Source organism: Nonomuraea endophytica, from assembly GCF_014203235.1.
In the GTDB taxonomy this organism is placed as follows: domain Bacteria; phylum Actinomycetota; class Actinomycetes; order Streptosporangiales; family Streptosporangiaceae; genus Nonomuraea; species Nonomuraea endophytica.
This window is the reverse complement of sequence record NZ_JACHIN010000014.1, coordinates 241,969-266,354: the sequence shown is the minus strand read 5'-3', so window position 1 is coordinate 266,354 and position 24,386 is coordinate 241,969. Positions and strand designations below refer to the sequence as shown.

The 24,386-nt window shown below is 69.1% G+C and carries 21 protein-coding genes and 1 riboswitch; of the genes, 14 read left to right on the top strand and 7 right to left on the bottom strand.

Going from position 1 to position 24,386, the window contains the following annotated elements; translation table 11 throughout:
- Together HNR40_RS41125 and HNR40_RS41120 are read right to left on the bottom strand one after the other, a co-directional pair.
- Window positions 1-1,440 (bottom strand): FAD-binding oxidoreductase (locus HNR40_RS41125; protein WP_184971369.1); only part of this gene is annotated, 1,440 nt, incomplete at its 3' end.
- Between the two features lie 44 nt (window positions 1,441-1,484).
- A complete protein-coding gene (locus HNR40_RS41120) occupies window positions 1,485-2,423 on the bottom strand; it encodes an SAM-dependent methyltransferase (RefSeq protein WP_312896703.1) in 939 nt (312 codons plus the stop codon).
- A gap of 226 nt (window positions 2,424-2,649) precedes the next feature.
- On the opposite strand from HNR40_RS41120, the gene HNR40_RS41115 reads away from it, so the two are divergent.
- The 5 genes from HNR40_RS41115 (at window position 2,650) to HNR40_RS41095 (ending at window position 8,277) form a co-directional block, all read left to right on the top strand.
- Entirely contained in the window at window positions 2,650-2,865 is a 216-nt protein-coding gene (locus HNR40_RS41115; protein WP_184971367.1) for a chaplin, read from the top strand.
- 326 nt (window positions 2,866-3,191) lie between these two features.
- Complete coding sequence (locus tag HNR40_RS41110) at window positions 3,192-4,082, top strand: Rossmann-like and DUF2520 domain-containing protein (protein WP_184971366.1); 891 nt, start codon at window positions 3,192-3,194, stop codon at window positions 4,080-4,082.
- Window positions 4,083-4,124: 42 nt separating this feature from the next.
- Window positions 4,125-4,949, top strand: coding sequence for a pantoate--beta-alanine ligase (gene panC / locus HNR40_RS41105; RefSeq protein ID WP_184971365.1), 825 nt, complete (start codon window positions 4,125-4,127; stop codon window positions 4,947-4,949).
- A gap of 82 nt (window positions 4,950-5,031) precedes the next feature.
- Entirely contained in the window at window positions 5,032-7,491 is a 2,460-nt protein-coding gene (locus HNR40_RS41100; protein ID WP_184971364.1) for an L-aspartate oxidase, read from the top strand.
- Window positions 7,492-7,494: 3 nt separating this feature from the next.
- Entirely contained in the window at window positions 7,495-8,277 is a 783-nt protein-coding gene (locus HNR40_RS41095; RefSeq protein WP_184971363.1) for a type III pantothenate kinase, read from the top strand.
- A gap of 56 nt (window positions 8,278-8,333) precedes the next feature.
- On the opposite strand, the gene HNR40_RS41090 is transcribed toward HNR40_RS41095, so the two are convergent.
- A complete protein-coding gene (locus tag HNR40_RS41090) occupies window positions 8,334-8,810 on the bottom strand; it encodes a hypothetical protein (protein WP_184971362.1) in 477 nt (158 codons plus the stop codon).
- Window positions 8,811-8,929: 119 nt separating this feature from the next.
- Here HNR40_RS41090 and lysX point away from each other — a divergent pair, with 119 nt between their 5' ends.
- Entirely contained in the window at window positions 8,930-10,411 is a 1,482-nt protein-coding gene (gene lysX, locus HNR40_RS41085) for a bifunctional lysylphosphatidylglycerol synthetase/lysine--tRNA ligase LysX (RefSeq protein WP_184971361.1), read from the top strand.
- Between the two features lie 3 nt (window positions 10,412-10,414).
- Here lysX and HNR40_RS41080 read toward each other — a convergent pair whose 3' ends face one another.
- Window positions 10,415-11,347 (bottom strand): NADP-dependent oxidoreductase, encoded by a 933-nt coding sequence (locus HNR40_RS41080; protein ID WP_246510088.1) that lies wholly within the window; start codon window positions 11,345-11,347, stop codon window positions 10,415-10,417.
- A 76-nt stretch (window positions 11,348-11,423) separates the two neighbouring features.
- Here HNR40_RS41080 and HNR40_RS41075 point away from each other — a divergent pair, with 76 nt between their 5' ends.
- Complete coding sequence (locus tag HNR40_RS41075) at window positions 11,424-11,822, top strand: winged helix-turn-helix transcriptional regulator (RefSeq protein ID WP_184971360.1); 399 nt, start codon at window positions 11,424-11,426, stop codon at window positions 11,820-11,822.
- On the opposite strand, the gene HNR40_RS41070 is transcribed toward HNR40_RS41075, so the two are convergent.
- Window positions 11,804-12,937 carry a cytochrome P450 gene (locus HNR40_RS41070; protein ID WP_312896702.1) on the bottom strand — a complete coding sequence of 378 codons (1,134 nt, stop codon included), beginning with the start codon at window positions 12,935-12,937 and terminating at the stop codon, window positions 11,804-11,806. The genes HNR40_RS41075 and HNR40_RS41070 overlap by 19 nt on opposite strands.
- Before the next feature lie 351 nt (window positions 12,938-13,288).
- Here HNR40_RS41070 and HNR40_RS41065 point away from each other — a divergent pair, with 351 nt between their 5' ends.
- The gene (locus HNR40_RS41065; protein ID WP_157251897.1) at window positions 13,289-13,501 is read left to right on the top strand and encodes a LuxR C-terminal-related transcriptional regulator; all 213 of its coding nucleotides are present in this window, start codon (window positions 13,289-13,291) and stop codon (window positions 13,499-13,501) included.
- A 489-nt stretch (window positions 13,502-13,990) separates the two neighbouring features.
- Here the strand turns inward: HNR40_RS41065 and HNR40_RS56785 are convergent, their stop codons facing one another.
- Window positions 13,991-15,034, bottom strand: a complete 1,044-nt coding sequence (locus HNR40_RS56785) for a C40 family peptidase (RefSeq protein WP_312896701.1) — start codon at window positions 15,032-15,034, stop codon at window positions 13,991-13,993.
- 5 nt (window positions 15,035-15,039) lie between these two features.
- Window positions 15,040-15,188: riboswitch (cyclic di-AMP (ydaO/yuaA leader) on the bottom strand.
- A gap of 337 nt (window positions 15,189-15,525) precedes the next feature.
- Between HNR40_RS56785 and HNR40_RS41055 the strand changes: the two genes are divergently transcribed.
- The 6 genes from HNR40_RS41055 (at window position 15,526) to HNR40_RS41030 (ending at window position 23,770) form a co-directional block, all read left to right on the top strand.
- Complete coding sequence (locus HNR40_RS41055) at window positions 15,526-16,095, top strand: amino-acid N-acetyltransferase (protein ID WP_184971358.1); 570 nt, start codon at window positions 15,526-15,528, stop codon at window positions 16,093-16,095.
- 85 nt (window positions 16,096-16,180) lie between these two features.
- Window positions 16,181-17,431 (top strand): RDD family protein, encoded by a 1,251-nt coding sequence (locus HNR40_RS57600; RefSeq protein ID WP_221341440.1) that lies wholly within the window; start codon window positions 16,181-16,183, stop codon window positions 17,429-17,431.
- A 114-nt stretch (window positions 17,432-17,545) separates the two neighbouring features.
- Window positions 17,546-18,064, top strand: a complete 519-nt coding sequence (locus HNR40_RS41045) for an RDD family protein (protein WP_221341439.1) — start codon at window positions 17,546-17,548, stop codon at window positions 18,062-18,064.
- Window positions 18,065-18,540: 476 nt separating this feature from the next.
- Window positions 18,541-18,873, top strand: a complete 333-nt coding sequence (locus tag HNR40_RS41040) for a histone-like nucleoid-structuring protein Lsr2 (protein WP_184971356.1) — start codon at window positions 18,541-18,543, stop codon at window positions 18,871-18,873.
- 615 nt (window positions 18,874-19,488) lie between these two features.
- Entirely contained in the window at window positions 19,489-21,993 is a 2,505-nt protein-coding gene (locus HNR40_RS41035; protein ID WP_184971355.1) for an ATP-dependent Clp protease ATP-binding subunit, read from the top strand.
- Window positions 21,994-22,831: 838 nt separating this feature from the next.
- Complete coding sequence (locus HNR40_RS41030) at window positions 22,832-23,770, top strand: TIM barrel protein (protein WP_184971354.1); 939 nt, start codon at window positions 22,832-22,834, stop codon at window positions 23,768-23,770.
- A gap of 104 nt (window positions 23,771-23,874) precedes the next feature.
- On the opposite strand, the gene HNR40_RS41025 is transcribed toward HNR40_RS41030, so the two are convergent.
- Complete coding sequence (locus tag HNR40_RS41025; RefSeq protein WP_184971353.1) at window positions 23,875-24,345, bottom strand: MarR family winged helix-turn-helix transcriptional regulator; 471 nt, start codon at window positions 24,343-24,345, stop codon at window positions 23,875-23,877.
- Between the last annotated feature and the right edge of the window lie 41 nt (window positions 24,346-24,386).

The window sequence follows — 24,386 nt, the reverse complement described above, 5'->3', positions numbered from 1 at the left end:
CGGAGGTGACGACGGGCTGATCGCCCGGCCGTGGCCTGGAGTGGCTGGAGGTGACGACGGGCTGATCGCCCGGCCGTGGCCTGGAGTGGCTGGAGGTGACGACGGGCTGATCGCCCGGCCGTGGCCTGGAGTGGCTGGAGGTGACGACGGGCTGATCGCGCGGTCGCCGCCGAACATGCCGGCCGGGTCGTGCCGCTGTTTGACCTCGGCCAGCCGCCGCAGGTGCCCGGGTGTGAACGCCCGCACCGCCTGCTCAGGCACGCCCATGAAGTTGAGCGGCACGAACCCGGTCGCGCTGCCCGCCAGCGCGGCCGAGAACCGATCGCCGAAGGCCGCCACCTCGGCCGCCGCCCGCTCGTCCGGCACCATGCTGACGGCCCCGACGGCGAAGTCCCCCTGCCAGTAACCAAGCCCGGCGTCGTCCGCGTGCGGGAGCCCGGCCACATGCCTGACCAGGATGAAGACGTACGGCTCCGCCCCGCGCGGCGCCACCTCCACCAGGTAGTCGATCACCGCGTCGGACAGCTCGGTCACCATCTCACCCCGCATCGTGTACGGCAGCGGGTCGACCGGATCCCGGGTCACCGCGTCGATCTCGGTGAACGGCAACGGCCCGGCCAGATCCGCGACCAGGCCGGGCACCGCCCGCATCGGCGCGACCAGCTCCTCGGCATCGGAGCCGGTGGCGCACAGGCACACGCGTGCGAACGAGCGCCCGCGCATCGGCTCGGGCACGAAGGGCGCGTCCGGCAGGTGGATCGTTCCGGCGGCCGAGGTGAGCGAGGCCGGAAGGTCCGCGGTCCACTCGCGGTAGGCGGTCAGCACCTGCCGGGTCAGCTCGACCGGCCAGTACAGGCCGCCGCCGTAGATTCGCGGCTCACGGATGAGCTTGATCCGCAGCGCGGTGACCACGCCGAGGTTCGGCCCGCCGCCGCGCAGCGCCCACATGAGATCGGGCTCGCTGGAGTCGTTGAGCCAGCGCGGGTTTCCGTCGCCGGTGACGATCTGGGCGGCGGTGATGGCGTCGCAGGCCAGGCCGTACTCGCGGGACAGGAAGCCGAGTCCGCCGCCGAGGCTGTTGCCGACGGCGCCGACGCCGGTGCTGGATCCGGTCAGCGGCACCAGGCCGTGGGGCCGGGCGGCGGCGATGACGTCCTTCCACGTGGCTCCGGCGCTGACGGTGGCGGTGTCGTCGGCCAGGTTGATCTCGACGCCGGTCAGCTCGGAGGTGACGACGAGCAGGTCGCCGGCGGTGGCCGGGCGCAGCGCGCCGTGGCCGGTGCTCTGCGCGCGCACGCGTAGGTCGTGCGCGGCTGCGTAGCGGACCGCGTCCCTGACGTGCTCCGGGGACTCGGCCAGCACGGTGAGAGAGGGCTCGTGGGTGACGGCGAGGTTCCACGGGGCCGGAGCCGCGCGGAGCAGACCCCTGGGCAGATCCATGTGGGTAATCGTCTCATGGCGGACAGTGATCGCCTATGGGTGAATCACACCTGCTGCTGGAGCCAGCCGAAGCCGCCCAGGCCGCGGGGGTCGATCAGCTCGCCCTCCTCGGAGGCGCGTGCCAGTGCCCGCAGATATCCGCGGGGGTCGGTGTGGGCCAGGTCGAGTGGCGGGCGGGCGGCGGTGATGCCGAGGGAGCGCAGCGTGTCGCGCTGTGTGGACAACGTTGTGGATATCGCGCCGGCTCGCTCGCCGGCTGCCGCACAGGAGTCGAGTGCCACGTGTGCGGTGATGTCGCAGGTCCCGTCTGGTATGGGCGGGACGACCGAACCGTCGCGGTATCCGGTGAGCGTTCCACAGGGCGGCCGGTTGTCCACAGGGTGTGAATAGTCGACGGCCACGGCCAGGCCGCGGGCCAGCCGTACGATGACCGCCGCCCACGCGGCGTCGCGGGCGCGGCCGATCTCCGCGCGGGCGCCGACGCAGGACAGGGGCCACCAGCGGGCGAGCCACTTCTCGTCGGCGGGGTGCGGCGGCTCGCCGAGGCGTTCCTCGCCGGTGTCGGTGTCGACCATGACCAGGCGGGGGCCTTCCGCGGTGTGCTCGGCCACGTCGAGCGGGATGTTGTCGAGCCACTCGTTGGCGATCGCCAGGCCGGTGATGCCGTCGGGGATGGTCTGCGACCAGGCGATGCGCTCGGGCAGATGGGACGGCCGGGCGGAGAGGTCGACGGCGGTGACGTTGAGGCGTACGGCCAGCTCGGCGGGCGCGGCCGCGAGCACGCGGCTGACCAGGACCCCCTCCCCGGCGCCGACGTCGACGAAGTCGAGGCGCTCCGGGTGACCGAGATCGGCGTCGACCCGGAGAAGGAGGGTGAGCGCCGCGTCGGCGAAGGCGGCCCCGGCGCTGACCGAGGTGCGGAAGTGGCCGGAGGGGCGTTCGCGCAGGTAGAAACCCCTGTCGCCATAGAGTGCGCGTTCCATCGCGGCACGCCAGGTGAGCCACATTCCAGGACTATCTCATGACCAAGCGCCGACACGCACAGTGATGTCATGACTACTTGTTGTGGCGAGATTGCGCTATCGTTACTCATGGTCACCGGCGATCGTCCCGGCCCGCCCCCCAGCGGGCTCGGTCCGGTCACACCGGTAGCCGAGTAAGTAGCTGAAGCGGCCACCCGGGGCCGCGTCACCGAGAGGAGCCCCCCAAATGCTCAAGAAGACCTTCGTCGCGGCCGGCGCCTTCGCCATGCTGGCCCTGGCCACCCCGGCCCACGCCGACCTCACCACCTCCGGTAACAACGGCGTGCTCTCCGGCAACCAGGTGTTCGCCCCGGTCCGGATCCCGATCAACATCTGCGGCAACGCCGTGGCCGTGCTCGGCCAGGCGATCGCCGGCTGCAAGGGTGGCGCGCACACCTGGTAGACGGACGGAGGGCTCGGACCGGTTATGGCTAAACCCGGCCCGAGCCCTTTTCGGCCGGCCAGTCGGCGGATGGCCGGTCGATGGTGCACTCCCAAGGGGGTAGCACATCGTCATTGCGGGCGTCGGGTCCACTATGGGCTCGGCGCCCGCTGCCATGCGATGAAAATCCCCTCTCCTCATCTCTCCCGACAGGGGGTGCACGTTTTGTATGCCCTTGTCGGTTTTGTCGTTAACGCAACATGCGGTAAAAGGCCGGTCACCTGTGCATGGCAAGGCTCCAGTTACGCTGGTCGGCAGTGCCAACAGCGGGACAGGGACGGGACGACATGGACGCAGGTGATCGCCCGGCACGGCTGGCCGTCGGCGTGGTCGGGGCGGGCAAAGTGGGCTCGGCACTCGGTGCCGCGCTGGCCCAGGCCGGCCATCGCATCGTGGCCGCCAGCGGGGTCTCCGACAGTTCCCAGCGCTGGGCGGCCGAGCGGCTCGGCGTCGCCACCTCCAGGCCGGAGGACGTGGTCGCGGCCGGCGAGCTGATCCTGCTCACGGTGCCCGACGACGCCCTGCCCGGCCTGGTGGCAGGGCTGGCCGCCACCGGCGCCGACCTGCGCGGCAAGCTGGTCGTGCACGCCAGCGGCGCGTACGGGCTGGCCGTGCTCGACCCGGCGGCGCGCGCTGGAGCGCTCCCGCTGGCGCTGCACCCGGTGATGACGTTCACCGGCCGTGACGACGACATCAACCGGCTGACCGGCATCTCCTACGGCGTCACCGCGCCCGACCCGCTGCGGCCGATCGCCGAGGCGCTGGTCATCGAGATGGGCGGCGAGCCGGTCTGGATCGCCGACGCCGACCGCCCGCTCTACCACGCCGCGCTCGCCGGGGCGGCCAACCACATGGTGACGCTGATCGCCGAGTCCTCGGAGCTGCTGGAGGGCATCGGCGTCGAGCACCCCGGCCGCATGCTCGGCCCGCTGCTCGGCGCCGCGCTCGACAACGTGCTCAGGCTGGGCATCGCCGGGCTGACCGGGCCGGTCGTGCGCGGCGACGCCGGCACGGTGCGCAAGCACGTGGACGCCCTCATCCTGGCCGCGCCCGAGGCGGCCGACGCCTACATCGCGCTGGCCCGGCTCACGGCCGACCGCGCGCTCGCGGCGGGTCTGCTCAAACCCGAGGAGGCGGAGAGGTTGCTCGACGCGCTGGGCGGCAACATATGGACCTGACAGGGACCGGATGGCCCTGATCGTGGCATAGGAGGCTGTGGCGTGGAGCTGATCGTCGCGCGCAATCGCGCTGACCTGGTCAAGGCTCGGGGAGAGGGCAGGGTCGCCCTGGTTCCGACGATGGGGGCGCTGCACGAGGGGCATCGGGCGCTCATCCGCGAGGCCAGGGCGCTGGCCCCCCGGGTGGTGGTCAGCATCTTCGTCAATCCCCTGCAGTTCGGCCCGTCCGAGGACTTCTCCCGCTACCCGCGCACCCTGGAGGCCGACCTCGACGTCTGCCGCGCGGAGGGCGTGTGCGCGGTCTTCACCCCGGCGGCCGAGGAGATGTACCAGCCCGAGCGGCAGGTGAGCGTCTCCTCCGGGCACATGGGCACGATCGTCGAGGGCGCGGTGCGTCCCGGGCACTTCGACGGCGTGCTGACCGTCGTGCTCAAGTTGTTCAACCTGGTCCAGCCCGACGTGGCCGTCTTCGGGCAGAAGGACGCCCAGCAACTGGCGATGATCCGGCGGATGGCCGCCGACCTGGACCTGCCGATCGAGATCGCCGGCATCCCCACCGTGCGCGAGCCTGATGGCCTGGCGATGTCCAGCCGCAACCGGTACCTGTCGCCGGGCGAGCGGCAGACCGCCCTCGCGCTGTCGCGGGCGCTGTTCGCCGGCGCGGCCGAGTCCACGCCCGCGCGGATCAAGGCGGCGGCGCGGTCCGTGCTCGACGGGGCCGGCCTCGCCCTCGACTACCTCGTGCTGGTCGATCCGGCCACGTTCGCCGAGGTCGGCGAGTCCTACACCGGTGAGGCGGTCCTCGCCGTCGCCGCGAAGGTCGGCAGCACGCGGCTCATCGACAACGCCGTCCTGCGCCTGTCCTGAAACCGCCCACCCCGGCGACAGGTCACTCATCGGCAGGGGTTATCGTCATAATGACGAAATTCCCTCGGATGAGGAGACCCCCATGAGTGGACCGGCGATCCCCCTGCGGCTCAGCGCGCCGGAGCCCGGCTGGACCCGCGAGGCCGACGTGGTCGTGGTGGGCTCGGGAGTGGCCGGGCTGACCGTGGCGCTGCGCCATGCCGAGCTACGGCCCGAGGCCAAGGTGCTCGTCGTCACCAAGGACGTGCTGGGGGAGGGTTCGACCAGGTTCGCGCAGGGCGGGATCGCGGCGGTGCTCGATCCCGGCGACACCCCCGAGGAACACCTGAACGACACGCTGATCGCCGGGGTCGGACTGTGCGACCGGCGGGCCGTACGCGCTCTCGTGACCGAGGGGCCGCAGGCGCTGCGGCGGCTGATCGCGCGCGGCGCCAGGTTCGACCTGACCGACGGCGGCGAGCTGCAGCTCGGCCGCGAGGGCGGGCACCGGCGCGACCGGATCGTGCACGCGGGCGGCGACGCCACCGGCGCCGAGGTGCAGCGCGCGCTCGTCGCGGCGCTGGGCGAGCGCGGGATCGAGGTCATCGAGCACGCGCTCGTGCTCGACCTGCTCAAGGACGCGGACGGCCGCGCCGCCGGGGTGACGCTGCACGTCATGGGCGAGGGCGCGAGCGACGGCGTCGGCGCGGTACGAGCGGGCGCCGTCGTGCTGGCCACCGGCGGCATGGGTCAGGTCTACCAGTCGACCACCAACCCGCCGGTCTCCACCGGAGACGGCGTGGCGCTGGCGCTGCGGGCCGGAGCGGTGGTGCGCGACCTGGAGTTCGTCCAGTTCCACCCGACCGTGCTGTGGCTCGGCGAGGACGCCACCGGCCAGCAGCCGCTGATCTCCGAGGCGGTCAGGGGCGAGGGCGCGTTCCTCGTGGACGAGCGCGGCACGCGCTTCATGGAGGACGTGCACGAACTCGCCGACCTCGCCCCCCGAGACGTGGTCGCCAAGGCGATCATGCGCAGGGCCGGGCAGGTCTACCTCGACGGCCGCCACTTCGGCGACGACAAGTGGCGCACCCGCTTCCCCACGATCCGCGCGCTCTGCCTGGAGCACGGCATCGACCCGGCCGAGGAGCTGATCCCGGTCGTGCCCGCCGCGCACTACGCCAGCGGCGGCGTCCGCACCGACCTGCACGGCCGCACCTCCATCCCCGGCCTGTACGCCTGCGGCGAGGTCGCCTGCACCGGCGTGCACGGCGCCAACCGGCTGGCCTCCAACTCGCTGCTGGAGGGGCTCGTCTTCGCCGAGCGCATCGCCCAGGACATCCATCCCACGGTACGGCCGGCGCCCACGGACACCCACGCGCCGGAAGGACTGTTCGACCCGCGCGTCCGCCCGCGGATCCAGGCCCACATGAGCAGGGGAGCGGGCGTGCTGCGCAGCCGCGAGTCGCTGGTCCTGACCGCGAAGGCGCTCGGCGACGCCCGCTGGACGCCGGTGCGGGTGCTGCCGTGCACCGAGGCGTGGGAGACGACGAACCTGCTCACGGTGGCGACCGTGCTGACCGCCACCGCCGTGGCCCGCGAGGAGACCAGGGGCTCGCACTGGCGGGAGGACTTCGGCGAGCGCGACGACGAGCGCTGGCTGGGACATCTGGACGTGCGACTGACCGAGGAAGGCTTGCAGATGACTTACACGCCCCACGGGCTCGCGCTGGACGCCGGCGCGCCCGAGATCCAGGACGTGATCGACCGGGCGCTGGCCGAGGACCTCCAGGAGGCCGGTGACGTGACCAGCCTGGCCACGATCCCGGCCGAGCACCGGTCGGCCGGGGACGTGGTGGCCCGCGAGGCCGGCGTGGTCGCGGGGCTGTCCGTGGCCGAGGCGGTCTTCGCGCGGCTGGGCGCGAGCCGTACGACGAGGCTGGTGGAGGACGGGCAGCGGGTCGCGGCGGGAGAGGTGCTGATGACGGTCGAGGGGCCGACGCGCGCGCTGCTCACGGCCGAGCGGACCGCGCTCAACCTGCTCACGCACCTGTCGGGCATCGCGACGCGGACCGGCGCGTGGGTCGCGGCGCTGGAGGGCACCGGGGCGCGGGTGCGCGACAGCCGTAAGACGCTGCCGGGGCTGCGGGCGCTGGAGAAGTACGCGGTGCGGGCCGGCGGCGGGGTCAACCACCGCATGTCGTTGTCGGACGCGGCGCTGATCAAGGACAATCACGTGGTCGCGGCCGGGGGAGTCGGGGCGGCGTTCAGGGCGGTGAGGGAGCGGTACCCGGATCTGCCGGTCGAGGTCGAGGTCGACACGCTGGAGCAGTTGCGGGAGGTGCTGGCCGAGGGGGCCGAGGTGGTCCTGCTGGACAACTTCACCGTCGAGGAGATGGCGCTCGCCGTACAAATCACGAAAAATCAGGCGAAGTTGGAGGCCAGTGGGGGACTGACCTTGGAAATGGCCCGTGATGTGGCTGAAACTGGCGTTGACTATCTTGCGGTGGGAGCGCTTACGCATTCCGCGCCGGCCCTGGACATCGCACTGGATCTACGGGGGTAATTGATGCTGCTCACGATCGACGTCGGCAACACGCACACCGTGCTCGGCCTCTTCGAAGGCGAAGAGGTGATCGAGCACTGGCGGCTGGCCACCGACGCCCGCCGCACCGCCGACGAGATCGCCGTCGTGCTCCAGGGGCTGCTCGGCCAGTCACCGCTGCTCAAGGGAGCCGACGTCAGCGGCATCGCGATCTGCTCGACCGTGCCGTCCGTGCTGAACGAGATGCGGGAGATGTGCCGCCGCTACTACGGCGACGTGACCGCGGTGATCGTGGAGCCGGGCATCCGCACCGGCGTGCCGGTCCGCATGGACAACCCCAAGGAGGTCGGCAGCGACCGGGTGGTCAACGCCCTGGCCGCCATCGACCAATACGGTGGGCCGTGCGTCATCGTCGACTTCGGCACCGCCACGTCCTTCGACGCGGTCTCGGCCAAGGGCGAGTACGTGGGGGCGGTCACCGCGCCCGGCATCGAGATCTCCGTCGACGCGCTCGCCGCCGCCGGCGCCCAGCTCCACAAGGTCGAGCTGATCAGGCCGCGCTCGGTCATCGGCAAGAACACCGTCGAGGCGCTCCAGGCCGGCATCATCTACGGCTTCGCCGGCCAGGTCGACGGCATCGTCGAGCGGATGGTGGCTGAGCTGGCCGACGACCCGGACGAGGTGACCGTGGTGGCCACCGGCGGGCACGCCGCGCTGGTGGTGGGGGAGTCGCGTTCGATCGACGTGCACGAGCCCTGGCTGACCCTGATCGGCCTGCGGCTCGTCTACAACCGCAACACGACGTGAGCGAGCGGCCCCCCGCTCGGGAATGGGGGGCCGCTCGCGGCTTTCTGGCTCCGTCGTTACTCGGACTCGGCCGTGTACAGGTACTTCCACGAGCCACACTTGGTCGGGTGGCTGCTGTGCGGGCCGATCTGGCAGACCTTGACGCGCAGGCTGAAGACGTCGTCCTCGGAGAAGGCGTACTTCTTGTAGCCGGGGTAGCCGCAGTACTTCTTCGTGTAGACCGTCGACCAGTCGTAGTCGAAGTCGCTGGCCTGGAACTTCACGTACGCGCACTTGCCACCCTGGTTGTAGGTGCGGGAGTCGAGGTCATAGAGCCGGCCCGTCACGGAGACGGTGTTGGACTCCTGGTGCTCGTCCCACTCCACGCCGACCCAGCCGTGCGACTTGGCCTGGAAGTGCTTGGCGTAGACGGGTCCCCAGTACGAGCTGTAGTCGTCGCTCGAGGTGCTGGCGGAGGCGGCGGTCGGCAGGCTGAGGGCGAGGGCGGAGGTGGCGGCAACGGCGAGGGCGCCGATCGCGATCTTCTTTATCATGGTTTCTCTCCTGGAACCCGGAGGTGCTGTGCTCCATTGGTAACGGAGAGTGCTTGCAGTGCCCCTGCAGAGAGCCGACGAGCCCTTGCAGTTCGCCATATCCCCTACCCTTTGTTCTTGTGAGCGACGAACTTCCCGAGCAGATGCGCATCCGGAGGGAGAAGCTCGACCGCCTCCGCAGCGAGGGCGTCGAGCCCTTCCCGGTCAACTTCCCCCGCACGGCGACGAACGCCGAGGTCAGGGAGAAATACCAGGGCCTGGAGCCGGACACCGCCACGGGAGACAGGGTCGCGATCGCCGGCCGCGTCATGCTCAACCGCGTCGGCGGCAAGCTCTGCTTCGCCACCCTGCGCGACGGCTCCGGCGACCTGCAGGTCATGGTCTCGCTCGACAAGGTCGGCGAGGAGTCGCTGGCCGCCTGGAAGAGCGACGTCGACCTCGGTGACCACGTGGGCGTCGAGGGCGAGGTCATCACCTCGCGCCGCGGCGAGCTGTCGATCCTCGCCGACTCCTGGCAGATCACCGCCAAGTGCCTGCGCCCGCTGCCCGAGAAGCACCTCGGCCTCACCGACCCCGAGGCCCGCGTACGCCAGCGCTACGTCGACCTCATCGTCAACGACGAGGCCCGCAGGATGGCCCACCTGCGCAGCGCCACCGTCCGGGCCGCGCGCGACTTCTGGCACGAGGAGGGTTACCTCGAGGTCGAGACCCCGATGCTGCAGCCCATCCACGGCGGGGCGACGGCGCGGCCGTTCAAGACCCACATCAACGCCTACAACATGGAGCTCTACCTTCGCATCGCGATCGAGCTCTACCTCAAGCGGCTCGTGGTCGGCGGCATCGAGAAGGTCTTCGAGATCAACCGCAACTTCCGCAACGAGGGCGCGGACTCCACGCACAACCCCGAGTTCACCATGCTCGAGGCCTACGGCACCTACCTCGACTACAACGACATGGCCGACCTGACCCAGCGCATGTACCAGAAGTGCGTCGTGGCAGCGCTGGGCACGTCCGTGGTGGAGCACGACGGCGTCGAGGTGGACCTGGGCATCAAGCAGTGGCCGCGCATCACGCTCTACGGCTCGGTCTCCGACGCGCTGGGCGAGGAGATCACGACCGAGACCTCCCTTGAGCAGGTCCGGAAATATGCCGACAAGCGGGACATCCACTGGGACCCGAAGTGGGGCCAGGGCAAGCTCGTCCAGGAGATCTTCGAAGAGCTGGTCGAGCACACGCTCATCCAGCCCACCTTCGTCATGGACTACCCGCTGGAGACCTCGCCGCTGGCCCGCAACCACCGCGACAACCCGCTGGTCACCGAGAAGTGGGACCTCATCGGGTTCGGCACCGAGCTGGGCACCGCTTACTCCGAGCTCAACGACCCGATCGAGCAGCGCCGCCGCCTGGTCGAGCAGTCGCTGCTGGCCGCCGGCGGCGACCTTGAGGCGATGCAGCTCGACGAGGACTTCCTCCAGGCTCTGGAGTACGCCATGCCGCCCACCGGCGGCGTAGGCGTCGGCATCGACCGGATGATCATGGCGTTCACCGGCAGGAACATCCGCGAGACCATCCTGTTCCCGCTGGTCAAGCCCACCGGCTGACCGTCACGGAGTGAGGACGAACCGCCCGCGCTGCCCTCCCGCCGACAGCCGGGCGTAGGCCTCGGCCGCCTTGTCCAGGGGGTGGGTTCCGGCCAGGCGTACCGTCAGCCGGCCCGCCTCCGCCCAGCGGGCGACCTGGGCGAGCTGGGCGGCGTCGGCGCGTACGTAGACGGTGGAGACGCGGATCCCGCGCAACGGGATCGGCGCCGCCCCCGCGGCGACCGCCACGTACGCACCGCCGGTCCGCACCGAGTCCAGCGCGGTGAGCCCCACGAGCGCGGCGTCGACCACGCCGTCCACCCCGCCGGGCACCAGGGCGCGCACCGACGCGGCCAGGTCGGCGTCCCGGGACACGAACCACTCCGCGCCGAAGCCGCGCACCAGCTTCTCGTCGCCGGCCCCGGCCAGCCCCACCACCCGCAGCCCGCGCACGGCGGCGATCTCCACCAGGTAGCCGCCCAGCGCCCCGGCGGCCCCGGTCACCAGGAGCGTCCGCCCGGGAGCCAGGTCGGCCAGGTCGAGGGCCTGGACGGCGGTCAGCGTGTTCAGCGGCAGTGTGGCGGCCTGCTCCGGCGTCAGCCCCTCGGGCGCGGCGGTGACCTCCTCGCCGTCCAGCACCACGTACTCGGCCTGCGCCTTGTACGGCAGCATCAGCCGCACCGACAGCCCGAACACCGCCTGCCCTGCCGTCAGTCCGTTGACCCCCGGTCCCACCTGGTCGACCACTCCGGCCACGTCCCACCCGAGCCCGTACTGTTCCAGGGGGTCGGTCAGCTTGTAGTCGGGCAGCGTCCCCGAGGCGGTGAACAGGTCGACCGGCTGCACGGCGGCCGCGGCCACCTTCACCCGTACCTGCCCGGGTCCCGCCTGCGGCACCGCAACCGTGACGATCTCCACTTCACCTTCGCGCCCGACCAGCGCTCGCATCGTTGTCATGCGCCCACGGTAGGAAGGCGTACTCTCTCCTGGTAAGAAGGCACCTGAAGGTGCGTAAGCAACCCGGAGGAATGCCGTGCCCACCCAGTCGGCCGCGGACAGGCGCGCGGCAGCCCGCCTGGCCTACGACGCGTACATCGCCAAGTGCCCCTCGCGCCAGCTCCTCAGCACGCTCAGTGACAAATGGGTCAGCCTCATCCTCACCGCGCTCGCCGGCGGCGCCCAGCGCTACAGCGACCTGGCCAGGACCATCGCCGGAGTCAGCCAGAAGATGCTCACCCAGACCCTGCGCAGCCTGGAGCGCGACGGCCTGGTCTCCCGCACGCTCACCCCGTCGGTGCCCGTGCGCGTCGACTACGAGCTCACCGACCTCGGCCGCACACTCCTGCCGATCATGGCCTCGATCAAGGAATGGGCCGAGGCCCACATCGAGGACGTCCAGACCGCCAGAACCCGCTACGACAACCTCACCTGAAGCCTGGCCAGCCCCCGCAAAACCACGTTCTCCTTGTACGGCGGCGCCTCCTCGACCAGCTTCAGCTCCGGCGCCGCCTCAGCCAGCGCCCGCAGCGCGATCTCACCCTCCATGCGCGCCAGCGTGGCCCCGAGACAGAAGTGGATCCCGAGCCCGAAGGCCAGATGCCGCTCCGGTGCCCGTCCCGGATCGGAACGCCCCGGATCGGAACGTCCCGGATCAACGCGTCCCGGATCAACGCGTCCTGGATCGAAGCGTCCTGGATCGAAGCGTCCTGGATCGAAGCGTCCTGGATCGAAGCGGTCCGGATCGGGGAAGGCGGCCGGGTCGCGGTTGGCCGCGCCGACCAGCGCCATCACCGCCGTGCCCGCGGGCAGGGCGGTGCCGCCCAGCTCCGCCTCCCGCAGGGCCGTCCTGGCGGTGAGCTGCACCGGCGGGTCGTAGCGCAGCACCTCCTCGACCACCGGCCGGGGATCGTCGGCCGCCAGGTGGAGCATGCCGTGCCTGGCCAGGTTGAGCACTCCGTTGGCGATCAGGTTGACGGTCGTCTCGTGCCCGGCGACCAGCAGCAGCACGCAGGTGGCCAGGAGTTCGGCCTCGGTGAGCTCCTCGACCTGGACCAGGGCACTGAGCAGGTCCTCGCCGGGGCGTACGCGCCGCTCGGCCAGCAGCTCACGGAAGTACGCGCGGAACTCCAGGCTGGCCCGCTCGGTGGTGTCCGCCTGGCCGGAGGGCAGCATCGGGTCGAGGCTGCGGGCGAGCGTCTCGCTCCAGCCGCGGAAGCGCTCGTAGTCCTCGGGCGGCACGCCGAGCATCTCGGTGATCACCAGGACCGGCAGCGGATAGGCGAACTCGGCCACCAGATCGGCCTCCTCGCCCATGGCGCCGATCAGCTCCGCGGTGATCGCCTCGACCCTGGGGCGCAGCCGTTCGACCATGCGGGGTGTGAACGCCCGGCTGACCAGAGCCCGCAGCCGCGTGTGGTCGGGCGGGTCGAGACGCAGGAACGAAACCCGAGGCTTGTCAGGGTCGTCCGGGTCCGCCGGGACGGCTCCATGTCCGAATCGGGGGTCGCGCAGCATCGCCGAGACGTGCTCGTGTGATGTCGCTACCACCAAACCGCCCCGGGTATGAAATAAATCGCCACGCTCGCGAAGCTCGCGATATTTTCCGTACGGGTCACGCCGGAACCCGGGATCGAACGGATCGAATCCCAGCACGTCGGCGGGGGTCAGTGTCGGTGACTGAGGGGCGTTGTAAGGATCAGTGAGATCGCTCATCGTGCCCCGAAGTGTGACGACATATGGCGAGTAGTTCACATAGATTTGATCATGTCAATACAGCTGGTCAAGCTGGGCAATTGTCGAGCTTGACGACCTTTCCTGAATGCGTTTACCGTCTGCGGGACGAGCGCGTTGCGCGGTCCGATACGTCTGCGAGTTCTGCTGTTGGGGGGAGGGCTCCCGATGGATGTGCTCACCGAGGGCGTTGAGCTGAGCCACGCCGATTTAGCCTTGCTCGCCGAGCTGGCCAAGGGAGTCACGGTCGATCGGGTAGGGCGGCGGCTGGAAATCAGCGGACGCACGGTACGCCGCCGTTTGCGCGGGATATGCGACAGGATCGGTGTGGCCACCGCCATCGAGGCGGTGGCCTGGGCGGCACGCCGCCAGCTGATCTAGCAGGGCTGAGACCCGACCCCGCCGGTTGGACCGGCGGGGTCGGTTTTGGCTGGCGTGAGACCGGGTGCTGCCCGGCTCCTGACGGAGTCAGCCCGCGGTCTCCTCACGGTCCGCCCGCGGTCTCCCGCGGTTTCCTCACGGTCCGCCCGCGGTCTCCCGCGGTTTCCTCACGGTCCGCCCGCGGTCTCCCGCGGTTTCCTCACGGTCCGCCCGCGGTCCGCCCGCGGTTTCCTCACGGTCCGCCCGCGGTCTCCCGCGGTTTCCTCACGGTCCGCCCGCGGTCCGCCCGCGGTCCGCCCGCGGTCTCCCGCGGTCTCCTCACGGTCCGCCCGCGGTCTCCCGCGGTCTCCTCACGGTCCGCCCGCGGTCTCCCGCGGTCTCCTCACGGTCCGCCCGCGGTCTCCCGGCGGTCCGCTCGCGATCTCTTGGCGGTCCGCTCGCGATCTCTTGGCGGGCAGTCCCTTCGGTTGGGTCAGCTCTTCGGTTGGGTCAGTCCGCGATGCGGACCGCGCCCGCCCATGGGCGGCGTGAGATCGAGGCCAGGCGCACGACGTCGCCGGTCTGCGGTGCGTGCACCATCATGCCGCCGCCGACGTAGATGCCGACGTGGTGCAGGTCGCTGTAGAAGAACACCAGGTCACCGGGGCGCAGCTCCTCGCGGGAGATGCGGGTGCCGGCAGTCCACTGGTCACCGGTGTAGTGCGGCAGCGAGATGCCGACCCGCTGGTAGGCCGCCATGACCAGACCGGAGCAGTCGTAGGAGCTGGGCCCCTCGGCGCCCCACACGTATGGCTTGAGCTGCTGGGTCAGCGCCCACCTGGCCGCCTCGGCCGCCTTGCCGGAGCCGCTGATCGGCAGGCTGACCCGCACCGCGCGGGTGCCCGGCCGGCCGGCCTCGCCGATGGCCCGCTGGAACAGGTCGCTCTCGACCTTCTTGACCAGCTTGCCGATCTTGTCGCGGCGCGCGTCCAGGTCCTCGACGATCTCGGTGACCTTGTCGATGCGGGTCTTGGCCTCGGACTGGGCCTGCTCGGCCAGTGCCCTGGCGCGGGTGACCTGGTTGACCTCCTCGCCCTGCTGCTGCTCCAGCGCGTAGCTGGTCGCGGCGCGGTCGAGGAAGAGCTCGGGGTCGTCGGAGGCGGCGAAGGCGAGGGCGCGGCTGAAGCCGCCCATCATGTACTCGCTCTGGGCGAGCATGCCGGCCCGCTGACGCTTGGCGGCGAGATCGGCCTCGCTGGAGGCCAGCGTCTTCTTGGCGGCGTCGACGGCCTTCTGGGCGTCCTTGAGCTTCACCCGCTGGCCGTTGAACTGCTCGCTGAGCGTCTCGATCTCCGTGTGGAGCTTCTCGGCCTGCTCGGAAAGCTGCTTGAGCGACGGCTTCGGATCGGCGGCTGCGGAACCGAGAGGCGTGACGGTGAACGTCACCGCGGCTACGGCTGCCGTGAGGACGACCAGCCGCTTCCTGATGCCTGGTTCGGGAGGGCGGGCGTGCTTGCCCGCGGGCTTCCCTTCGCGGTTGCGCGTGCGCTTCACCAACCAGCTCCTCTCATGGCCGCCTACCGGGTTAGCTGACGGGTTCGGGCCGGAGCAGCCCTACCGAGCCGTGGCTCGGATTCACCCCGGGATGGCCTGCGGCCACTGGCGGGTCCCCGGCTCCCCAGGGGAGGGGATTAGGCGTGCCGCCCCGCGCCGGAGCACGGGGGACATCGACGCTGGACACTAGTGCACTCCAGGTTCGTGCTCAACCAGAACTGCCAAGTCTGTTGAGGTTTCACAACTGAAGTGTCACGGGGGGATCACGTGCTCCGCCGTACAAGAGCGACTTTATGCGCACTTTGCGGGTGTGTGGGACGTACGTGAGGTTCGGCGTCACCGGGGGAGTCTTTCCTCGTCACCGGCTATTCGCCTGATGGTTGAGGGGGCGACGCCTGTTGTCGGGCATGCTCGTCCACTAGATGAGATGGTTGAGGAAGTAGGTGGGTAAATAGGGGGCAGCCGTAATTGCGTCTGTACTCTGAAGTGCCATGGAACAGGTCGCCGAACGGGCGGTACCCGACATCGAGGTCGTCGTCAGGCGAGCTCGCACGCCGGACGTCCGGACGATCAGGCGCCTGGTCGACACCTATGCCGGAGCCGGGCCGCGCCTGCTGGAAAAAGCCACGGTCACGCTTTACGAGCACGTCCAGGAGTTCTGGGTGGCCGAGCGTGACGGGCAGGTCGTCGGATGCGGTGCTCTGCACGTGTTGTGGGAGGACCTCGCCGAGATTCGCACCGTGGCGGTCGACCCCGACACCCGCGGTCTCGGAGTTGGGGGTCAAATCGTTACCGCTTTGATCGGAACGGCCCGCGAACTCGGCCTGCGGCGGGTGTTCTGCCTGACATTCGCGGTGGATTTCTTCGCCGCGCATGGGTTCCGCCCGATCCAGGGCACGCCGGTATCTCCCGAGGTCTATGCCGAGCTGCTCGCCTCCTATGACGAGGGCGTAGCCGAGTTCCTCGACTTGGAGCACGTCAAGCCCAACACCCTGGGCAACACCAGGATGTTGCTCCACCTGCCGTCGTTTGACTCGGACCTCGACCAAAGGGAAAGGTGATTGTAGATACCTATGTCGATACGTTGGGCAGCTAAGGCATGTGTCCTGACATGTGCCACATGCACACTCGAAGCGAGGTGACACGGTGAGCACCGGACAGCCGCCGTATCCACAGGACGATCCCGGCGACAACTCCGGGACCCCCGAATACGGACAGCACAACGCGGGCCACGCACAGGGCGAGCCCGACCCGGACGTGACCGTCGTGGGTTACCGCCAAGACGGCGACCCCTACGGCCAGCAGGGATACGGACAGCAGTCCGGCTCCCAGCCCGGTTACGGTCAGCAGCCCCAGTACGGCCAGCAGCAGGGATACGGTCAGCAGCCCGGCTACGGCCAGCAGCAGCCTGGCTATGGTCAGCAGGCTCAGTCGCAGCCTGGCTACGGCCAGCAGCAGCCCGAGTACGGCCAGCAGCCCGGCTCCCAGCCCGGTTACGGCCAGCAGCAGCCTGGCTATGGCCAGCAGCAGGGCTCGCAGCCCGGCTACGGTCAGCAGCAGCCGGAGTACGGCCAGCAGCCCGGTTACGGTCAGCAGCCCGGCTCCCAGCCGGGTTACGGCCAGCAGCAGCCCGGCTATGGCCAGCAGCAGCCTGGTTACGGTCAGCAGCCCGGTTCGCAACCTGGCTACGGTCAGCAGCAGCCCGGCTACGGCCAGCAGGCCCCGTCCGGCCAGCAGTACGCCCAGCCGGGCTACGGTCAGCCTGGCTACGGCCAGCAGCAGCCGCAGCAGGGTTACGGCCAGCCACAGCAGCCGCAGGGCTATGGCCAGCAGGGCTTCCAGCCCGGCTACGGCCAGGCGTACGGTCAGCCGGTGGGCGTCCAGCCGCCCGGCGCGCCCGCGCCGCTGGCCGAGTGGTGGCAGCGTCTGGTCGCCCGAATCATCGACGGTGTGCTCTTCGGCATCGTCTACTGGGTGATCACGCTGATCATGGCCGGCCTGTTCCTGGCGACCTACAGCTCGCTCGACGGCTCCAGCTCGGGCATCTTCGGCTCGGTGGTCATCGGGCTCATCTCGGGTGTGCTGCTCGGGGCGATCTACATCGCCTACGAGCTGATCATGACCAAGATGAACGGGCAGACGCTCGGCAAGATCGTCATGGGCATCAAGATCGTCCCGGTCGGCGGCGCCATGCCGCCCGGCGGGCTGTCCACCGACGTCGCGCTGAAGCGGGCCGGCGTGACGTGGGGCGGATACCTGATCTCGGGCATCCCGTTCCTCGGCTGGCTCGGCTACATCTTCGTCGCGCTGAACGGCGCCTCGCAGCTGTGGGACAAGCCGCTGCAGCAGACGTTCGCCGACAAGGTCGCCCGTACCGTGGTGGTCAAGATCAAGTAGCGGTCGTGTCATGGATTCAGGGGTCACCGCCAGGGTGGCCCCTGTTTCATGTGGCGCCGTGGAGTATCAGAATGAGGGGACAGCCGATCTAAAGGCCGTCGAGAGGTTGAGGCTATGGCCGCGCCCGCCCAACGAGCAGTGACCGCCGAATGGTGGGAGCGGCTGGTCGCGCGCCTCATTGAGGCCCTGGTCTTCGGCGTGTTCTATTACATTCTGTTCATCGGGCTGTGGACACTCTTCCGGTCTGTAGGGCTGCTGGAGCTCTTCGGGGGCCGCTGGCCCGAGGTCATCGCTTGGTTTGGCGCCGGCCTTGTCTATACGGTCTACGACTGGGTGTCGCATTCCACGGGCGGCCGCACCTTCGGGCAGGCGATCATGCGGATTCGCGTGATTCCGGCGGACGGCGCCGTTGTCACCTCCCGTGGGCTGCTGAAACGTTCGCTGCTGTATCCGGGGCCGACCATGTTGATGGGCATTCCGGTGCTCGATCTGGGGGCCGCGGTGATCGCCTTCGGCGTGGGGATGCTCATCCTCATCGACCGTCCCCAGCTGCGTGGTCCGCATGACCGGCTGGCGGGAACGCGGGTGGTCAAAGACCTGGGCAGGCCGGATAGCCCAAAAAATTTCCCTTGATCCGGTAAGGAGCCTGGAGAGACTGGCATTAGGCTGTCAGTCGCCCGGGTCACCCCTTGTCGGCGGCCTGCGGCACGGGTGGCATCCGCGTGGCGCTATGGTCTGGCGACGGCGGTAGTCCGCCACACGGCCCCCACGCGCGGCGCCGCGCCCGAGGCGTTCAGCCGGCTCCCGGGAAATCCGCCGCCGTGGAAACCCGGATCGGCGCGCGGGCCGAGGACGAATGGAAGGCCTTACGGAAGCATTGGCGGCCGCCGTGACACCGGCTGGAGTCACCGGCCCCTTCGACTTTGGCGTGCGCTGAAGGCGCCCCGCCGACCCTCGCCGCCCGGTGGTCAAACCGCCAGGATCGGGTCGAGAACCACAACTGATCCGCGAGTCAGCCGAATCCGTGTCTCGCTGAATTGTCTTAGCGCCTTTCCGGGTATATGTTTGGGCAGGCGAATGAAACAATGCTCCGGGAAAGGATTGCGTAGATGGCCAAGCAGATCCAGGAGATTCTCATCGATGACCTCGATGGGGGCGAGGCCAATGAGACGGTCAGCTTCGCTATTGACGGCGCTTCGTATGAGATTGACCTCAGTGACGTTAACGCCAAGAAGCTGAGGGATGCGCTCTCGCCTTTCGTGCAGCACGCTCGGCGCGGCGGTGCCGTCTCCACGCGTCGTCGGGGTCGCGGCGGGCAGCGCGCGATGACCCGCGAGAAGAGCTCCGAGATCAGGCAGTGGGCCAAGGCTCACGGCCTGCCCGTCAGCGAGCGCGGCCGCATCGCCTCCACCGTGGTGGAGAAGTACGAAGCAGCGCACTAACCGCTGTCGCGATGGACCATGCGCTTATGACAGTTGCCTAGAACCCCGGCGACTGCCATAAGCGCATGATCGTTTTTTAGGGCGGTCTTTGTCCTGGTTTGCGCGTCTCGCATCGTGGACCTGGGGGCCCATTGTGCCGCATTTGGTACCTGTGATTCCCGACGATTTCGCTCCGCCGTACCGCGGGAGTACTCACTCCCCGCAGCCGGATTTGCCGATGCACTCGCGGTTTACGCGTCCTTGATTCCTGAATGCCGATCAGTGCGGAGTCGCTGGCTGATCGCATGCCAACCGCTTGCCGGGAGGCCATAGGATGTCAAGTACGGCTTACGGATGTGTCCGGCGCCTCGTCGTGGCGGTCCGTACGCGTGGCGGGCGGTAATTTCCCGACGCTCCGCCGAGGGCGTCCTAAACCTCGTTCGCTTGCGGCGTATCGGGAACACACCACCCCCGAACGGTAGTTGGATGGAGGGTGAACGCCCTGCTCTCGGGGAACGTCTCTGCTATAGAGCGTGTCAGCGGCAGTGGGCACGGTTCGCCGAGCCAGGGCTAGCATGCGGGATGACGGGACCGGACTAAACCGGCCTGACTGACCGCTCTGTGAGGAGCGACGAGATGTTCGAGAGGTTCACCGACCGAGCGAGGCGGGTTGTCGTCTTGGCCCAAGAAGAGGCCAGGATGCTCAACCACAACTACATCGGCACTGAGCACATTCTTCTTGGTTTGATCCACGAAGGTGAGGGCGTTGCCGCCAAGGCTCTGGAGAGTCTCGGCATCAGCCTTGAGGGTGTGCGCCAGCAGGTCGAGGAGATCATCGGCCAGGGCCAGTCGGCTCCGTCGGGGCACATTCCTTTCACCCCGCGGGCCAAGAAGGTCCTCGAGCTGTCGCTCCGTGAGGCTTTGCAGCTGGGCCACAACTACATCGGCACCGAGCACATCCTGCTCGGTCTCATCCGCGAGGGTGAGGGTGTGGCAGCCCAGGTGCTGGTCAAGCTTGGAGCCGATCTCAACCGTGTCAGGCAGCAGGTGATCCAGCTGCTGCATGGCTATCAGGGCAAGGAACCGGCGGCTGCGGGCGGACCGCAGGAGTCGGCGCCTTCGACGTCCCTGGTGCTCGACCAGTTTGGCCGCAACCTGACCCAGGCCGCCCGCGAGGGCAAGCTGGATCCGGTCATCGGCCGCGAGAAGGAGATCGAGCGGGTCATGCAGGTCCTCTCCCGGAGGACCAAGAACAACCCCGTTCTCATCGGCGAGCCCGGCGTCGGCAAGACCGCCGTCGTCGAGGGGCTCTCCCAGAAGATCGTCAAGGGCGAGGTGCCCGAGACGCTGAAGGACAAGCAGCTCTACACGCTTGACCTCGGCGCTCTGGTCGCCGGCTCCCGCTACCGCGGTGACTTCGAAGAGCGCCTGAAGAAGGTGCTCAAGGAGATCCGCACCCGCGGCGACATCATCCTGTTCATCGACGAGCTGCACACGCTCGTGGGTGCGGGCGCCGCCGAGGGCGCGATCGACGCCGCCAGCATCCTCAAGCCGATGCTGGCCCGCGGTGAGCTGCAGACCATCGGCGCCACCACGCTCGACGAGTACCGCAAGTACCTCGAGAAGGACGCCGCGCTGGAGCGCCGGTTCCAGCCGATCCAGGTGGCCGAGCCCTCGCTCAGCCACACGATCGAGATCCTCAAGGGTCTGCGCGACCGCTACGAGGCGCACCACCGCGTGTCCATCACGGACGACGCGCTGGTCGCCGCGGCCCGGCTGGCCGACCGCTACATCAGCGACCGCTACCTTCCCGACAAGGCGATCGACCTCATCGACGAGGCCGGTTCCCGGATGCGCATCCGCCGGATGACCGCACCGCCGGACCTGCGCGAGTATGACGAGAAGATCGCCAACGTCCGTCGCGACAAGGAGTCCGCGATCGACGCGCAGGACTTCGAGAAGGCGGCTGCCCTCCGCGACCAGGAGAAGCAGCTCCAGCTCAAGCGCGAGCGGCGGGAGAAGGAGTGGAAGGCCGGCGACATGGACGTCGTCGCCGAGGTCACCGAGGAGCTCATCGCGGAGGTCCTCGCCACGGCGACGGGCATCCCGATCTTCAAGCTGACCGAGGAGGAGTCGCAGCGCCTGCTCCGCATGGAGGACGAACTCCACAAGCGGATCATCGGCCAGGACGACGCCATCAAGGGTCTGTCCCGCTCCATCCGGCGCACCCGCGCCGGCCTGAAGGACCCCCGCCGCCCCGGTGGCTCGTTCATCTTCGCCGGCCCGTCCGGCGTCGGTAAGACCGAGCTGTCCAAGGCGCTGGCGGAGTTCCTGTTCGGCGACGAAGACGCGCTGATCATGCTGGACATGTCGGAGTTCATGGAGAAGCACACCGTCTCCAGGCTGTTCGGCTCCCCGCCCGGCTACGTCGGGTACGAGGAGGGCGGCCAGCTGACGGAGAAGGTGCGGCGCAAGCCGTTCTCCGTGGTCCTGTTCGACGAGATCGAGAAGGCCCACCCCGACATCTTCAACTCGCTGCTGCAGATCCTGGAAGACGGTCGCCTGACCGACGCCCAGGGCCGCGTGGTCGACTTCAAGAACACGGTCATCATCATGACCACCAACCTCGGCACCCGGGACATCTCCAAGGGCATCGGGGTCGGGTTCGCGAAGGCCAACGACGCGGAGTCCAACTACGACCGGATGAAGTCCAAGGTCCAGGAGGAGCTCAAGCAGCACTTCCGGCCCGAGTTCCTCAACCGTGTCGACGACATCGTGGTCTTCCACCAGCTCACGCCGAAGGAGATCATCAAGATCGTCGATCTGATGCTCGCCCAGGTGTCCGAGCGGCTGAAGGACCGGGACATGTCGCTGGACGTCGCCCAGGACGCCAAGCAGCTCCTGGCCGACCGCGGCTACGACCCCGTCATGGGGGCCCGGCCGCTGCGCCGTACCATCCAGCGTGAGCTGGAGGACTCGCTGTCGGAGAAGATCCTCTACGGCGAGCTGCGCGCGGGCCAGGTCATCAAGGTGACGATCGAGGGCGAAGGCGACAACGCCAAGTTCGTCTTCACCGGCGAGACGGCGCCCACCGAGGTGCCCGACTCGGCGGCCGCGATCGCCGCCCCCATCCAGAACTGATCCGCTCAGTTTGATCGAGCCCCCGCGGGTTTTTCCGCGGGGGCTCTTTCGCGCGTTCGGGCGCTTTTCGTTCGATGCGGTGCCGCCCACGCCCTTGTGTCCGTTACGGCGCCGCTCTCACGCCTTGTATCCGTTACGGCGCCGCTCTCACGCCTTGTATCGGTTACGGCGCCGCTCTCACGCCTTGTATCGGTTACGGCAAGCCTGGTCGGCCCCACCCGCCGTCGTGCCTGCACGGCCCTCCAGGGGCACGCTCCTCCGCCTCACCGCTCCCCGCCGTGACGCGCGCACACTTGCCCAGGCTCCCCGTGACCCAAGGTCTTCACCTCTAGGCCAACCCCCTCCTGGGCCAACCAGTTCCTGGGCCAACCCCCTCCTAGGCCGTCACCTTCCGGGTACTGCCTCCCGGGTCACTACCTCCTCGGCCACCGCTTGCATGGTCACCGCCTCCCAGGCGTCCACACCTTGGCCGCCGGCGTCTGCGGCTGCTGCTACGCCCAGGACTGGGTGGTGGGGGTTCTGGGGTGTTGGTGGGGGTTGGGGGGAAGGGTTTCGGTGGTGGGGTGGGGTGGGCGGCAATGTTTCCGAATCGTTGGGCAGACGGGGTGTATCACCACGGCAGGTAGTACTACACTGCGTAGAGCATGAGGTCGCCAAGTCTCGTCCAAGTGCGCCACAAGAAGGTGCGCCTACCGTGAGGCTGCTCCCTGGGGAGTAGTGAGGAATCAACTCAGGGCGGACGCGTCGGCCACCCGGGAGCAGACATGCTCGGACAGTGGCCGCGCTATCCCGAGGCGGGCGACCGGAACAACACCAGTGCAAGCCGTGGAGGAAGCCGATGCGCCTGCGTCACGACGACGGAACGCTCGTTCACCTGGCCTACAACGCAGGCGTGCACCCCGCGGAAGACCTCGAGAACCTGATCGCCCACCTGACCCGCTACGCCGTACCGGTGCGCAAGCGGCTTGGGGTGGAGCGCATGGGGATCGGGCTGTGGCTGTCGCCCGCCGTGGCCGATCATCTGACGGCTGACCGCATTGAGCTGGTACGCCTGCGCCGTTCCCTGGAGGAACGCGGGCTTGAGGTCGTCAGCCTCAACGGGACCGGCGGCCGCAACCAGGAGGTTCCGGGCCCCGACTGGGCCAAGCCCGAGCGCTACCGCTACACGATGGCCCTGGCCAAGATCCTGGCGTTCCTGCTGCCGGAGGATGTGCGGTTCGGGAGCATCTCCACGATTCCGATCGGGTGGCGGCGCGACTGGCCGTCCGATCTGCACACGATCGCCACCAAGCGGCTGGAACGGCTGGCGCGCGAGCTCCGCGGCATCTACAGCGTCACCGGGAAGACGATCCGGGTCGGGTTCGAGCCGTGGCCCGGGTGTGTGCTGGAGACGACCGAGCAGGCGCTGGAGCGGGTCTGTGGCATCGACTCCGAGCATCTCGGTGTGTGCCTGGACGCCTGTCATCTGGCCTGTGGTGCGGAGGAGCCCGGTGCTGCTCTGCGCGGCTTGGCGGCCGCCGGTGCGCCCGTGGTCAAGCTGGGCCACGTGCACAACCACACCGACGAGAACCCGAGCACCGGCGCCGTACTCCATGACACGCTGACGGCGATGCTGTCCGGGGCGGTCAACGGCACGGCGCACATCGAGGTCGAGACCCACAACCTCATCGTCCCCGGTCGCGCCAAGGGCCCTGGCGCTCTGGTGTCCCTCCTCGCGGAGGAGCTCGACTGGGCCCGTACCAACCTCACCAGCCTCGGCCTCCAGCTGGCCGCCTAGTCCCCTTCGGGGGCGGCGCAGTGCTTCTCGGCGCGGTGCTTCTCGATAATGTGCCGCGTCGCGCGTTGGGCAGGCGCTTCGTGTCGATGGCCAGGCGGTGGTTGTCACAGGCCGCCGAACCAGCCCGGGATGTCCAGGCGGAAGAAGTCTGGTGGGGTCATCGTGCGGAGGTCCTCTTCGAGGGCGCGTAGCCGGTCCTCGCCAAGGGTGTGGGACCAGGTGCGCCGCAGGTCGTCGAAGATGGCGGCGGACTTCATCAGCGCGTCTATCCCGTGCGGGGTCAGCTTGACGATCTTTCGGCGGGAGTCGGCCGGGTCGGTGCTGCGTTCCACGTAGCCGAGGCGTTCCAGGGTGTCGATGGTCTTTCCGGCTGCCTGCTTGGAGACGCCCAGGGTGCGGCCCAGGTCCACGGCTGTGGTGCCGTGGGGGCCGACTGCCTGCATGACGAAGCCGTGCATGGGGCGAACGTCCGGGTGGCCCTGGCGGGCGAGCTCGGCGTGCAGCTCGTCGATGATCATGCGGAACCCCATGAACAGGCGCAGCGGCAACTCGAACCCCGGGGGATCGCTTGACATGATAGACAACCTCGTTTACCTTATGGACAACTTGGTTGTCT

Excerpts from the sequence above, each read along its gene's own strand:
- HNR40_RS41120 (WP_312896703.1), bottom strand. The coding sequence starts at position 2,423 with ATGGAACGCGCACTCTATGGCGACAGGGGTTTCTACCTGCGCGAACGC.
- HNR40_RS41115 (WP_184971367.1), top strand. The coding sequence starts at position 2,650 with ATGCTCAAGAAGACCTTCGTCGCGGCCGGCGCCTTCGCCATGCTGGCC.
- HNR40_RS41110 (WP_184971366.1), top strand. The coding sequence starts at position 3,192 with ATGGACGCAGGTGATCGCCCGGCACGGCTGGCCGTCGGCGTGGTCGGG.
- HNR40_RS41100 (WP_184971364.1), top strand. The coding sequence starts at position 5,032 with ATGAGTGGACCGGCGATCCCCCTGCGGCTCAGCGCGCCGGAGCCCGGC.
- HNR40_RS41095 (WP_184971363.1), top strand. The coding sequence starts at position 7,495 with ATGCTGCTCACGATCGACGTCGGCAACACGCACACCGTGCTCGGCCTC.
- HNR40_RS41090 (WP_184971362.1), bottom strand. The coding sequence starts at position 8,810 with ATGATAAAGAAGATCGCGATCGGCGCCCTCGCCGTTGCCGCCACCTCC.
- HNR40_RS41080 (WP_246510088.1), bottom strand. The coding sequence starts at position 11,347 with ATGACAACGATGCGAGCGCTGGTCGGGCGCGAAGGTGAAGTGGAGATC.
- HNR40_RS41065 (WP_157251897.1), top strand. The coding sequence starts at position 13,289 with ATGGATGTGCTCACCGAGGGCGTTGAGCTGAGCCACGCCGATTTAGCC.
- HNR40_RS41055 (WP_184971358.1), top strand. The coding sequence starts at position 15,526 with ATGGAACAGGTCGCCGAACGGGCGGTACCCGACATCGAGGTCGTCGTC.
- HNR40_RS41045 (WP_221341439.1), top strand. The coding sequence starts at position 17,546 with ATGGCCGCGCCCGCCCAACGAGCAGTGACCGCCGAATGGTGGGAGCGG.
- HNR40_RS41040 (WP_184971356.1), top strand. The coding sequence starts at position 18,541 with ATGGCCAAGCAGATCCAGGAGATTCTCATCGATGACCTCGATGGGGGC.
- HNR40_RS41035 (WP_184971355.1), top strand. The coding sequence starts at position 19,489 with ATGTTCGAGAGGTTCACCGACCGAGCGAGGCGGGTTGTCGTCTTGGCC.
- HNR40_RS41030 (WP_184971354.1), top strand. The coding sequence starts at position 22,832 with ATGCGCCTGCGTCACGACGACGGAACGCTCGTTCACCTGGCCTACAAC.
- HNR40_RS41025 (WP_184971353.1), bottom strand. The coding sequence starts at position 24,345 with ATGTCAAGCGATCCCCCGGGGTTCGAGTTGCCGCTGCGCCTGTTCATG.